Genomic DNA, 12,854 nt, shown 5'->3' with positions numbered 1-12,854 from the left:
CGTCGTCAGCCGTGCGTGACCGTCACCGGGCCGAAGGCGATCCGGGTCGTCGCCGAGTCCTCGGCCCAGCAGACCTCGACCGTGTCCCCGTCGACGTTCACCCCGCTCACCACCGCGTCCAGTGCGTCGAGCCCGTCCGCACCCGGCTCCGCGCTCAGCGAGGCCAGGGCCGCCAGGACCACCGTGCCCTCGGCGGCCGCGTTCAGCCGGGGCAGCACCGCCCACGGTGTGTACGCCGTGCCCTGCGGGGCGCGCACCTCGTCGCGCGAGTCCCAGCCGTGCAGACCGTGCAGCGCGGACGTGACCGCGGACTCGGGGCCGGTCGCCCAGCCCGTCTCCTCGACCCGGGCGCCGGGCGGCGCTCCGAGCACGCGGTGCACCCGGAGTTCGTACCGGCCGCGGACCACCGTCACGCTCTCCACGCGCAGGCCCGGCTCCGTCGGCGCGCCGCTCGGGAAGACCGGGCGGTGCCAGGAGGCGGCCCAGCCCCAGCCCTCGCCGCCGCCCGCGCCCAGCGGGCGGATCGCGCGGCGGCGGCTGCGGGCCCCCGCGACGATCACGGACAGGTGGTTGTCCGCCACGTTGGCCCGGGCGGTGGGACCGGTGACCGTCGAGTACGCCTGACGGCTGTACAGCGGATCGTCCTCGGCGGCCGACTCGCCCTCGTGCGGCCGGACATGGTCGCTGCCGTGGTTGTGCAGCCGCACGATCCCGTCCGCCCGCGTCGACTGCACCAGCAGACCCGGGGCCGGCAGCGCGAGCACCCGGTCGGGTCCCTCGCTGGGCGCCGGCTCCTCGGTGGCCGTCCACAGCGGGTGGTCGGCGGGGGCGAGCAGCGAGACGAAGGCCTTCGAGGCCCAGTAGGGGGACGACGGGCCCGAGTAGGGCTGGAGCGTCGCCTCGTGGGGGCCGTGCCAGCCCAGGCTGAGCAGCCCGTCGGTGCCGGTCGCACCGCGGTCCAGGAAGTAGCGCAGCGAGCCGCTGATCACCCGGCGGGACGCGCCCGGCGTGAGCGGGGTGTGGCCGGTGAGCGCGCCGAGCCCGACCGCCGCACCGGCCGCGAACCGGTATGTCAGCGAACGGCCGAAGTGGATCGGCGCCCCGTCCCCGCCGAACAGCAGCGAGAAGCTCTCCAGGTGCTCGTTCAGCCGCGCCCCGTAGTGCGCGGACAGCTCCGCGTCGCCGGACAGATGGGCGTCGAGCACCGGGTACAGGTGCAGCGCCCAGCCGTTGTAGTGGTCGAAGGCCCGGCCGTCGCCGTCCGCGTACCAGCCCTGGCCCCGGTACCAGACCTCCATCAGGTCGCGGGCCCGCTCCCTGGCCCGCGCGGTCTCCGCGTCACCACGGCCCACCGACTCCAGGAACCCGGCCACCGAGTAGGGGAACAGGTACCAGTTGTTCGGTGCGGGGACGTGCCGCAGGGCGCCGCGCAGCCACTCCTCGGCGCGGTCCTGCACCGCCGGGTCCAGCCGGTCCCAGAGCCACGGCCGGGTGAGCCGCAGCCCGATGGCGACCGAGGCGGACTCCACCATGGGCTGGCCGAAGACGGTGTGGTCGAGGATCAGCGGCCAGGACTCGGCGTCGTCCCGGCCCGGCGTACGGGTACCGGCCGCGAGCCCGTCCGCGTACCGGTCGAGCCAGCCGTGCGGGTCCTTGCCGCCCGCGCCCGCGACCCGGAAGGCGGCGGCGAGGAACGTGCGCGCGTACCCCTCCAGGCCGTCCGAGCGGACCCCGGAGGCGGACGGGCGTCCGGGCAGGTCGAGCAGGGCGCTGCCGGGGGTGGCCCACTGCCAGGCGGCCTTCAGCAGACCGTCGGCCGCGGCCTCCCAGTGGGCGCGGGTGTAGCCGGTGACCGGGCTCGCGCTCCGGTCGTCGGCGGGGAGTTCCAGCGGGGAGTTCGGGTGCGGATCGGTCATGCGAGGAAGGCCAGCCTTTCGCGTCGTACGGGATGGGCGAATCCGTCGCCCGCGGCCCAGCGTTCGGCCTCGCCCACCGCCAGGTCGACGAGCCGCTGCCACTCGTTGCCCTGGGAGCCCGCCAGGTGCGGGGTGATCAGGGCGTTCTCGCACTCCCACAGGGGGTGGCCGGCGGGCAGCGTGTCGGGGGCGGTGACGTCGAGGACCGCCCGGATGCGGTTCGTGCGCAGGACGTCGACGAGCGCGTCCTGGTCGACGACGGCGCCCCGCGAGGTGTTGAGGAGCACGCCGTCCGGGCGCATGGACATGAGCAGTTCACGGCTGACGAGGCCGTGGGTGGCGGGCAGCAGCGGCGTGTGGACGCTCACCAGATCGCTCCGCCCGAAGAGTTCCCCGAGCCCGACCGCCTCGACACCGAGCTCCGCGGCCTGCGCGTCGGAGACGTACGGGTCGTGGAGGAGCACCCGCAGGTCGTAGGGGCGCAGCAGCTCGATCACCCGGCGTCCGATGAGCGACGCGGACAGGATGCCCACGGTCCGGCCGTAGTTGCCCAGGGTGGGTGAGGTGGTGAGCGAGTCGTCGCGGCGGCGCTCCGACCGGTAGGCGTGCGCCCGCTCCAGCGCCCGCTTGCCGGAGAGCAGGATCATCGCGACGGTGTACTCCGCGACCGGGAGCGCGTTGGCGGCCGCGGCCGAGGACACCTCGATGCCGCGCTCCCAGCAGGCGTCGGTGATGTGCCCGCGGACGGTGCCCGCGGTGTGCACGACCGCGCGCAGCCGGGGTGCGGAGGCGAGCACCGCCGCGTCCAGGGGCGGACAGCCCCAGCCGGTGACCAGGAGTTCGGTGTCCGCGAGCACGGCACGGGCCCGGTCGGTGGTGAAGTCGTCGAGTACGGGCAGCGGCGCGAGGTCGCACACCTGTGAGAGCGCGGCGAGCGAGGGGGCGTTCAGCAGGGCGGTCGCTGTGTCGGGCCGCATGGCGACGGCGGCGCGCGGCCGTCGCCTCCCATCGGCCTGGGCGGGGGTGGTGCCGGTCATCTCTCTCCTGGTCCGGGTAGGGCGGGGACACGGTTCCGGCTACTTCACGGCGCCCGCGGTGAGCCCCGACTTCCAGAAGCGCTGCAGCAGCGCGAAGGCGAGGATCAGCGGCAGGACCGCGAGCAGCGAACCCATGATCACCACGGGGTAGTACTCGGGCGAGACGGTGGCGGCGCTGTTCCACGTGTACAGGCCGAGGCTGACGGGATACAGGTCCTGGTCGGAGAGCATCACCATGGGCAGGAAGAAGTTGTTCCAGATCGCGGTGAGCTGGAAGAGGAACACGGTGACCAGACCCGGACCGAGCATCCGCAGCGCGACCCGGAAGTACGTGGCCAGTTCGCCCGCCCCGTCCACCCGGGCGGCTTCGAGCACCTCGTTCGGCACGTAGCCCTGGCTGAAGATCCGGCCCAGGTACACGCCGAACGGGTTGAAGAGCACCGGGATGAAGACCGACCAGAAGGTGTTCACCAATCCGGTGCCCGACGCCATCAGATAGAGCGGCAGCGCGAGCACGGTCTGCGGCACCATCACCGCGGCGAGCACCAGACCGAACAGCTTCTCCTTGTGCGCGAAGCGGTACTTGTCGAAGGCGTACCCGCAGGCGATGCTCACCAGCGCACCGAGAGCGGCGCCCAGGACCGCGTACAGCAGGCTGTTGCCGTACCACCGCGTGTACAGACCGCCGTCCATCGCGAACAGGTCCTTGATGTTCTGCGCGAAGGAGAAGTGGTCGAGCGACAGGACGTCGCTGCCGAACAGCGCGTCGCGGTCCTTGGACGCAGCCAGCACCAGCCACAGCACCGGCAGCAGCGTGTACAGCACGGAGATGCCGACGACCACGTTGACGACGGAACGGCCCAGGAGCCGGGGCCGCAGGGTGGCGGCGGCACGGGTGGGGCTCGTCGCGCTCATCGGGCGTCCTCCTCGGAGGCGTTGGAGCGGTTGGTCCAGCGGGTCACGCCGTAGGAGAGCGCGACCGTGCAGACCAGCAGGACGACCGAGGCGGCGGCGGCCAGACCGTAGTTGTTACGGGTGAACGCGGCGTCGTAGATGTACATGCTGGGCGAGAAGCGCGAGCTGATCATCGGCGTCGACTGGCTCAGCAGCATCGGCTCGGTGAACAGCTGGAGCGCGAAGATCAGGGTGAACATGGCGACCATCACGACCGACGAGCGCACCAGGGGAGTCTTGACCTGGAGGGCCGTGCGGACGGGACCGGCGCCGTCGACGACGGACGCCTCGATGACCTCGCGCGGCACGGCCTGCAGGGCGGCGTAGAAGACCACCATGTTGTAGCCGAGGTTGCTCCACAGGGCGATGTTCACGATCGACGGCAGCACCGTGTGCACACCGAGGAAGTCGATCGTGATGTCGGCCTTGCCGAGCAGGTCGACCACCGGGCTCAGCCCCGGTGTGTAGAGGTAGAGCCAGATGACGGCGGCGATGATCCCGGGTACGGCGTGCGGCAGGAACAGCCCGAGCTGCGCCCAGGTTCGCAGCCGCACCACTCCGGAGTCCAGCAGCAGTGCCAGCGCGAGGGCGCCGATCACCATGACCGGGATGTAGATCACGCAGTACAGGACGACGGTGCCCAGACCGCTCAGGAACGTCGGATCGGTCAGGACGGCGGTGTAGCTGCGCAGTCCGACGAAGACCGTGCGCTCCGGCCCGAAGCCGAGTCCCGGCTGGTCGTCGCTGAAGAAGCTGAGCCAGACGGCGGTCCCGACGGGGATCAGGAAGACCGTCACCAGAAGGATGAAGAAGGGGGTCATCAGGGCGCCGGCCGCGCCGAGTTCGCGACGCCGGGCCGACTTGCGGGCGGCGCGCGGGGACGTGGCCGGCCGGGGCGCCGCGGCGGCTGGCGCGGGGGCGGAGGCCGCGGTGGTGAGGGGGCTGGTCATGGGAGTCACCTGCCTCTCTGCTGCGGGGAAGGGGGAGGGTTCACGGCTCAGTCACTGTGCTCGGTGGTGGACAGACCGAGCGCCTTGAGGTCGGGCATGGTGCCCCGCTGGGCGGCGCGCACGGAGTCGAGCAGCGAGCCCTGGCCGCCCTTCATCCGGGCGAAGCCGTCCTGCATGACCTTCTGCGTGGCGGTCATCCGCGGCCCCCACGTCCAGTTCCCGATCTTCCGCGCCTCCTGCTCGAACAGTGTGTAGATGTCCTGGCCGTTGTAGTAGCCGCGGTCGAAGGCCTTGCGGCCGACGGCGACGAGGCCGGGGGCGGCCGGGTACTGGCTGCTGGCCCCGCTGGAGAGCCGGGCCCGCAGCGCGTCCGGGTGCGAGACCTGCCACTCGATGAACTCCAGCGCCTGCTCCGGGTGCCGGCTGTCCTTCGTGACCGCGAAGGTCGATCCGCCGTGCGTGCCGAGGGAGGCGTCGCCCGCGTTCCACTGGGGGAGCGGTGCGACGGCCCACCTGCCCTTCTGGCCGGGCCGGGCGTTCATCTGCGCCCCGGCGTCCCAGGCACCGCTGAGCCGGGTCAGCACCTTGCCGGTGCTGAGCAGGGCGTCGTAGGACCTGCTGTCCACCGGGGTCATGACGACCAGGTCCTGGTCGATCATCCGCTGCCAGTACGCCGCGACGCGGCGGGTCGGTTCGTCGGCGAGCGAGACGTTCCAGGCGCCGCCCCCGGTGTCGAACCACCGGGCGCCCGCCTGCCAGGCGAACGAGGCGAACTGGAACGCCCCGTCCGTCGCGAAGGCCGTCAGCCGCCGTCCGGGCGCCTTGGTGCGCACCGTGCGGGACGCCTCCTCGAAGGCGTCCCACGTGCGCGGGACCTCGATGCCGTACTCGGCGAAGAGGTCGGTGCGGTAGTGCATCACCATCGGTTCGACGTCGAGCGGCACGCTGAAGACGCGCTTCTCGAACGTGGTCAGCGCCAGGGCCTGCGGCAGCAGTTCGGCCCGCAGGCGGTCGGTGAGCAGGTCCGTGAGGTCCCGGGCGACCCCGTCGATGGCGAAGCCCGGGAGCTGGGGGTACTCGATCGTCGCGACGTCCGGGGCGTTCCCGGCCCGGGATGCGTTGCTGAGCTTCGCGTAACCGCCCTGCGGTCCCGAGGGGATCTGCTGGAAGTCGACCTGGATCGTGTCGTGCGTCCGGTTGAACGCGTCCACCACCTCCTGACTCCCGCGCAGGGCGGACCAGAACGTGATGTGCGTGGCGTTGCGGCCGGCCCTGCTGCCGGCGGTGCTGGTTCTGCTCGTGCTGTCCGACCCCGATGAACCGGTGCTGCAGGCGCTCATGGCACCCGCCAGCGGTAGTGCGGTCATCGTGGCGAGCACGGATCGACGGCTCTGTCGACCGGGCATGGGCGCCTCCCGCGGCTCCTGATTCAAGACACGGGGAATCCTGATCGGCTGATCGATAGCGGTCAATAGATCGCTCAGAAGAAAATTGAAGCGGTCAAACGCTCAGTCCGTGGCAAGGGTGATCGCTTGCGTCGATCCGCGGACCTTGAGCGCAGGCAGCAACTGGGTCCTGCGCACCGGCCCCGCCGCCCCGGGCGCCCCGGACAGCCGGTGCAGCAGCAGCTCGGCGGCGGCCCTGCCGATGTCCGCCTTGGGCGGGGACACCGCGGTCAGCGGGGTGCTGCCCAGTGCGGCCACCACATCGTCGTACGCCACGACCGAGCAGTCCCGCGGCACTTGGACCCCGCTCTCGGCCAGCCGTTGCACCAGCATCAGCGCGTCCACGTCACCGTGCAGCACCGCGGCCGTCGCGCCGCGCTCGCGCAGCAGCGCGGCGAGATCGAGCGGGGCGCCCTCCGGCACGGCCCCCGCGGGCTGCTGTCCGGCCCCCGAAGGCCCGGGTCCGGGCACCGCGTCCGGCGAACTCAGCACCACCGGCCAGTCCGCCACCTCCGGCCGCGCCGCCGCGATGTCGGCGAAGGCCGCCCGCAGTGTGCGCGCCGTCGGGCTGTCGTCGCGGGCGGCCAGCACGATCCGGCGGTGCCCGAGCGAGAGCAGGTGCTCCACCGCGAGGTGCATCCCGTACCAGTGGTCGGAGCAGACCGAGTCCAGGGCGTGCAGGGCGCTGCCCGGCCGGGGCCGCCGCTCCATCAGCACGGTCGGCACGCCCACGTCCGCCAGCCAGCCGTAGTCCTGTTCCTCGGACTCGGCGCTGCGCCAGCGCGGGGCGATCAGGAGCCCGCGCGCCCCGTCGGCCAGCGCCCGCTCCGCCAGCGGCCGTTCGGCGCCCGCCAGTTGCGGTGCGATGTGCAGGGCGATGCGGATGCCGGCGTCCTCCAGGACGGTCCGGGCGCCGTGCAGCGTCTCGTACAGGTACGAATGCCGCTCCGGAACGATCAGGGCGACCGCGCCCCCGTCGCCCGGGGTCTCACCCGCCCGGGGCGACGGAACGGCCGGCGGCCCCGCCGGATCGCGCACCGGCCGCGCCGTACCGTGCCCCCGCCGCAGCCGCCCCGCCCGGGCCAACTCCTCCACGTCCCGGCGGACCGTGACGACGGAGACGGCCAGCTCCTCCGCGAGCGCGCTCACCTTGACCGCGCCGCGCGACTCCACCACCGCCAGGATTCGCTGACGCCTGAGTTCCACCGGCTCCCGCATGGTGCTGGCCCCCTCGCCGTACGCTGCGCGTTGTTCGTTTGAACGCTTCGTGTGAGCGCTTGGAGCGCAGCATAACCATGCCGCCGCCCGGGCAGCCGCAGAGCCGGAAATCAGAGATATTACGATCTACCCTTGGCATGGACACCCTTACGCTCTGGCAACTGGCGGCACTGGCCGCGGCATCCGCGCTCGTCGGCTTCTCCAAGACGGCCGTCAGCGGTGCCAACACGATCAGTCTCGCGGTCTTCGCGGCGGTACTGCCCGCCCGCGAGTCCACCGGAGTGCTGCTCCCCATCCTCATCGCCGGTGACCTGCTCGCCGTGCTCACCTACCGGCGCCATGCGCACTGGCCGACCCTGCTGCGGCTCTTCCCCGCCGTAGCGGTGGGCGTGGTGGCCGGCACGCTGTTCATGATGTGGGCCGGCGACGCTGCCGTCCGGACCTCGATCGGCGCGATCCTGCTGTTCATGGCAGGCGTCACCATGTGGCGGCGCCGGACCGCGACGGCCGGTGAGGAGCCGGAGGCCGGGACCGGACCGCCGACCGCGGCCGAGCGGGTCAAGGCCCGTTCCTACGGAGTGCTCGGCGGTTTCACGACCATGGTCGCGAACGCGGGCGGCCCCGTCATGTCGCTCTATCTGCTCTCCGCCGGGTTCCGCAAACTCGGCTTCCTCGGCACGTCGGCGTGGTTCTTCCTGATCGTCAACACGTCCAAGGTGCCGTTCAGTGTGGGCCTCGGGCTGATCGACGGCCGGTCCCTGCTGCTGGACGCCTGCATGCTGCTGTTCGTCGTGCCCGGCGCCTGGATCGGCCGGAAGTGCGTGGACCGGATCAACCAGACCCTGTTCGAGCGACTGGTCATCGGCGCCACCGTGCTGGGCGGTCTGCAACTGCTCCTGAACCCGTAGCGGCCCTCCCGGACCGCGGGGATCCGGGAGGGCCGCCGAGCGGACCGGGCGTCGGTCAGACGATGCCCTCCTCGATCTCGGCCTGCTCACGGGCGTTTCCGTACGCCGACGGGGTGCCGTACGAGCGACGCGCGACGAACCACCACACGGTCGCCAGGACCAGCACGGCGACCAGGGCTATCGAGGCGTAGTTCATCGAGTCGATCGTCACGGGCGACTTCTGCGGCAGCAGGAACAGCACGGTGACGATCACGACCCATGTGACGGCGATCCAGCCGACCGGCTTGGACCAGCGGCCCAGGTGCCACGGCCCGCGATCGAAGCGGTCACCCGCGCGCAGCTTCAGGAAGATCGGGATCGCGTACGCCGGCGTGATGCCGATGACGTTGATCGCGGTCACCGCGCCGTACGCGGTCGCCGAGTACAGCGACGGCAGGGCGAGCACCCCGGCGACGATCACCGACAGCCACACCGCGTTGACCGGCGTCTGCGTACGGGCGCTCACCTTGCGCCACAGCGAGGAGCCCGGCAGCGCGTTGTCGCGGCTGAAGGCGAACACCATCCGGCTGGTGGCGGCGACCTCGGCGTTGCCGCAGAACAGTTGCGCGGCGATCACGATCAGCAGCATCGCGGTCGCGCCCGAGGTCCCCAGCGCGTCGATGAGGATCTGGGCCGGCGGCACTCCGGTGGCGCTGTTCTGGGTGCCCGCGTAGTCCTGGATCGCGAACGTCAGCCCAGCGAGGAGCACGAAACCGGCCAGCCACGACACCCAGATCGACCGGACGATGCCGCGGGGCGCCGAGACGGAGGCGTCCGACGTCTCCTCCGACAGGTGGGCGGAGGCGTCGTAGCCGCAGAACGTGTACTGCGCCAGCAGCAGGCCGATCGCCGCCACGTAGAGCGGGTTCTCCCAGCCGGTGTCATTGACGAACTCGGTGAAGACGAACGACGGCGACTGGTGGTGCGAGGGCACGATCGCCAGTACGGACACGATCACCGCGACACCGGCCAGGTGCCACCACACGCTGATCGAGTTGAGCACGCTGACGAGCCGGACACCGAACAGGTTCAGCACGGCGTGCAGCAGCAGGATGCAGAGGAAGATGATCATCGTCTTGCCGGGGGTGGGCGAGAACCCCCACTGGAGGTTCATCAGCGCACCGGTGAACAGCGCGGCACCGTAGTCGATGCCGGCGATCGCGCCGAGCAGCCCGAGCAGATTCAGCCAGCCGGTGTACCAGCCCCACTTGCGGCCGCCGAGCCGGTCCGCCATGTAGTACAGCGCCCCGGACGTCGGATAGGCGCTGGTGACCTCGGCGAGCGCCATGCCGACGCAGAGCACGAACAGACCGACCCCGGCCCAGCCCCACAGCATCACCGACGGCCCGCCGGTGGACATGCCGAAGCCGTACAGGGTCATGCAGCCGGACAGGATCGAGATGACGGAGAAGCTGATGGCGAAGTTGCCGAAGCCGCCCATGCGGCGCGCCAGCACCGGCTGGTAGCCGAGTTCGCGCAGCCGCTGCTCCTCGTCCTTGGGTGCGGGGGCCTCGGCACCCTGCTGGGTCGAGGTGGATAGGGACATGGAAGGACCTCCGTGAGCGGTAAGGGGGAACGGGACACAGGACAGGGGGGAGCGGACCGGGTCAGCCGTGCGGGCCCCGGTCCGGATCGCGGGCGGCGGCGATGGCGCGGCTGCGGGCGCGCAGGAAAACCTCCTCGGCGCCGCCGGGATCCTTGGGGTCGCGGGTGCGGTACGCCCACGGCAACGAGGTGAAGTACGGGCCGAGTTCACGGAAGACCGGAGCGGCGTCGGCGAACTGGAGCGCCCCCCACAGCGCGTGCGCGAGATGGTTCAGATCGAGCAGGGTGTGGGTGGCCGGGGGAGTGCGCAGGAACCAGATCTCCAGGGCGCGCAGGGCCTCGCGCTCGGCGTCCTCGGTGACCCAGTGCAGGTCCAGCGCCTTCTCGTGACCGTTCTCGCGGCGGTAGCGCTCGACCCGCACATACAGCGGGAGAACGTGCAGCGCCGAGCCGTCGGGTGCCGAGGAGGCCGCCCACTGAACGAAGTTGACCGCCTCGGAGAGGACGCCCCCGGCCTTGCGCGCATAGACGAACTGGAGCATCCGGTGATAGGCCTCGCGGTTGTACGGATCGCGCTTGTCGGCCTCCGCCAGCAGCCCCCACGGCCCGGGGAAGAGCATGGGGCCCGGGGGATGCAGCCGGTGCTCCTCCAGGCGCTGGCGCTCGTCGAGCTGGGCCAGCGCCAGCAGGCACACCCAGGGCACCGGGTCCGCCGGTGAGGCGTGGGCGGCCGAGCGGCACGCCTCCCAGGCCTCCTGCCACAGCTCCTGTCCGCGCGGGTGGTCGGCGCGGTGGGCCCGTACCGCCCGCTCCACGGCGACCCGCGCGTGCATCACGGCGGCCGCGACGCTGCGCGGCTCCTCCGTCAGCCAGGCCCGAACCGCGTCCGATCCCGCCGCGACCGCCCCGAACACCTGGGTGCGCTGGGTCCACAGGGTCCAGTCCGGGGTGCTCTCCAGGAGATCACGCATCGACAGCCAGCGGCCGGTGCGTAAGTCCTGTAACGCGGAGCGGAGTGCGTTGTCGTGGCCGGCCGGATGGTAGACCGGCCGGAATTCACTGTTGGCCATGGACGTGCTCGGAGCATGGTGTCGGTCTCATCGATCCTCGGGACGTGGGGGGTGAAGCAGCAGTTGAAATGTGAACTGCTGTAAAGCGTCCGGTTGTTGCTCGGCGGTGAGTGTAGAGCCCTCCGTGCCGAACTCCCGAACGAATCGTGGATCTTCTTCAAGTCACTTGTGCAAACAGGAGGTTGAGCGGACGCGCCGGGTTCCGGCGACATCTCCTGCGGGCGCTTGACGTAACCGCTGGGCTGCACCACCCTGGGTTGCCGCGACCGATGATCACGATTCCGTTCAAGCCCGGGGGCTTGCGTACCGCTGGAGACCCGATGACAGGCCCGGTACTCGCCGTGGACCAGGGCACCTCAGGGACGAAAGCGCTGGTGATCTGTCCCGAGCGGGGCGTGATCGGTTCCGGTTCCGCTCCGGTGCGGCCGCGTTACGGACCCGGGGGAGCCGTCGAGGCGGACCCGGCCGAACTGCTCGGCTCGGTCGTCGACGCCGGGACGCAGGCCCTGGCCGCCGCGGGCGAACCGGTCGTCGCCGTGGGGCTCGCCAACCAGGGCGAGACGGTGCTCGCCTGGGACCCGGACACCGGGAAGCCGCTCACCGAGGCGATCGTCTGGCAGGACCGGCGCTCCGAGCCGCTCTGCGGGGAACTCGCGGCACACGAGGAGGAGTTGAAGCGGCTCACCGGACTGCCGCTCGATCCGTACTTCGCCGCACCCAAGATGGCCTGGATCCGCCGCGAACGGACCCGTGCCGGGGTCGTCACCACCAGCGACTCCTGGCTCGTCCACCGGCTCACCGGAGCATTCGTCACGGACGCGGCGACGGCCGGCCGGACCCAGCTGCTCGACCTCGACGAGACCGTCTGGTCGCCCGCCGCCCTCGACGTCTTCGGTCTGGGCGGCGAACGCCTGCCGGCCGTGGTGGACGCGGCCGGAACCTTCGGCACCACGACCGCGTTCGGCGGCGAACTCCCGCTGACCGGGCTGCTCGTCGACCAGCAGGCGGCCCTCCTGGCGCAGGGCGCGCTGGAACCCGGCAGCGCCAAGTGCACCTACGGCACCGGCGCGTTCCTCCTGGCCCAGACCGGCGGCGTGCCGCGCCGGGGTTCCACCGGGCTGGTCAGCTGCGTGGCCTGGCGGCTCGGCGGACGTACCAGCTACTGCCTGGACGGACAGGTCTACACGGCCGCCTCCGCCGTCCGCTGGCTCACCGACCTCAAGGTGATCTCCGGGGCGGAGGATCTCGACCCCGTCGGTGGCGGCGTCCCCGACTCCGGCGGCGTCACCTTCGTGCCCGCGCTCGCCGGTCTCGCCGCCCCCTGGTGGCGCGGCGACCTGCGCGGCTCGGTCACCGGCCTGAGCCTGGACACCACGGCCGGCCACCTCGTGCGGGCGCTGTGCGAGGGCATCGCCGCGCAGGTCGTCGAACTCGCCGACGCGGTGGCCTCCGACCTCGGCGCCCCGCTGACGGCCCTCCGCGTCGACGGCGGACTGACCCGCTCCGCACTCCTCATGCAGACCCAGGCCGATCTGCTGCAACGGCCCGTCGAGGTGTCCGCCCTGCCCGACGTCACCGCTCTCGGGGTCGGGGCCGTGGCCCGGCTCGGCAGCGACCCCGGACTCGCCCTCGCCGACGCCGTCCCCGCCTGGCGGCCGTCCGCCGTCTACGAACCGCGGATCGGCCCCTCGGAGGCGGCCGAGCGCCTCGCCGGATTCCGCGCCGCCGTCGACACCCTGCTGGAACGGTCATGACCCCGGCCGGAGCGGCCC

At 71.9% G+C, this 12,854-nt stretch carries 10 protein-coding genes; 2 read left to right on the top strand and 8 right to left on the bottom strand.

Features of this window, described 5'->3' with window-relative positions; translation table 11 throughout:
• Positions 1 to 5: 5 nt before the first annotated feature.
• The 6 genes from OG521_04840 to OG521_04815 all read right to left on the bottom strand — a co-directional run bounded on the left by OG521_04840 (position 6) and on the right by OG521_04815 (position 7,520).
• Positions 6 to 1,916 carry a DUF2264 domain-containing protein gene (locus OG521_04840; GenBank protein ID WUW20151.1) on the bottom strand — a complete coding sequence of 637 codons (1,911 nt, stop codon included), beginning with the start codon at positions 1,914 to 1,916 and terminating at the stop codon, positions 6 to 8.
• Positions 1,913 to 2,953 carry a hydroxyacid dehydrogenase gene (locus OG521_04835; protein ID WUW20150.1) on the bottom strand — a complete coding sequence of 347 codons (1,041 nt, stop codon included), beginning with the start codon at positions 2,951 to 2,953 and terminating at the stop codon, positions 1,913 to 1,915. Before OG521_04835 ends, OG521_04840 begins: the two co-directional genes overlap by 4 nt.
• A 39-nt stretch (positions 2,954 to 2,992) precedes the next feature.
• Positions 2,993 to 3,868, bottom strand: a complete 876-nt coding sequence (locus OG521_04830; protein WUW20149.1) for a carbohydrate ABC transporter permease — start codon at positions 3,866 to 3,868, stop codon at positions 2,993 to 2,995.
• Positions 3,865 to 4,857: a sugar ABC transporter permease gene (locus tag OG521_04825; GenBank protein WUW20148.1), complete on the bottom strand. Its 993-nt coding sequence runs from the start codon at positions 4,855 to 4,857 to the stop codon at positions 3,865 to 3,867. Before OG521_04825 ends, OG521_04830 begins: the two co-directional genes overlap by 4 nt.
• Positions 4,858 to 4,904: 47 nt before the next feature.
• A complete protein-coding gene (locus tag OG521_04820; GenBank protein WUW20147.1) occupies positions 4,905 to 6,263 on the bottom strand; it encodes a sugar ABC transporter substrate-binding protein in 1,359 nt (452 codons plus the stop codon).
• Positions 6,264 to 6,365: 102 nt separating this feature from the next.
• Positions 6,366 to 7,520 (bottom strand): substrate-binding domain-containing protein, encoded by a 1,155-nt coding sequence (locus tag OG521_04815; GenBank protein ID WUW20146.1) that lies wholly within the window; start codon positions 7,518 to 7,520, stop codon positions 6,366 to 6,368.
• 137 nt (positions 7,521 to 7,657) lie between these two features.
• On the opposite strand from OG521_04815, the gene OG521_04810 reads away from it, so the two are divergent.
• Complete coding sequence (locus OG521_04810; protein ID WUW20145.1) at positions 7,658 to 8,428, top strand: sulfite exporter TauE/SafE family protein; 771 nt, start codon at positions 7,658 to 7,660, stop codon at positions 8,426 to 8,428.
• A 55-nt stretch (positions 8,429 to 8,483) separates the two neighbouring features.
• On the opposite strand, the gene OG521_04805 is transcribed toward OG521_04810, so the two are convergent.
• Together OG521_04805 and OG521_04800 are read right to left on the bottom strand one after the other, a co-directional pair.
• Entirely contained in the window at positions 8,484 to 10,013 is a 1,530-nt protein-coding gene (locus OG521_04805; protein WUW20144.1) for an amino acid permease, read from the bottom strand.
• Between the two features lie 61 nt (positions 10,014 to 10,074).
• Entirely contained in the window at positions 10,075 to 11,082 is a 1,008-nt protein-coding gene (locus tag OG521_04800; GenBank protein WUW20143.1) for a hypothetical protein, read from the bottom strand.
• Positions 11,083 to 11,402: 320 nt separating this feature from the next.
• On the opposite strand from OG521_04800, the gene OG521_04795 reads away from it, so the two are divergent.
• Positions 11,403 to 12,836: an FGGY family carbohydrate kinase gene (locus OG521_04795; protein ID WUW20142.1), complete on the top strand. Its 1,434-nt coding sequence runs from the start codon at positions 11,403 to 11,405 to the stop codon at positions 12,834 to 12,836.
• Positions 12,837 to 12,854 lie beyond the last annotated feature (18 nt).

The sequence above is a fragment of the Streptomyces sp. NBC_01463 genome (assembly GCA_036227345.1).
Taxonomy (GTDB): domain Bacteria; phylum Actinomycetota; class Actinomycetes; order Streptomycetales; family Streptomycetaceae; genus Streptomyces.
This window is presented reverse-complemented; position numbering and strand designations above follow the sequence as displayed.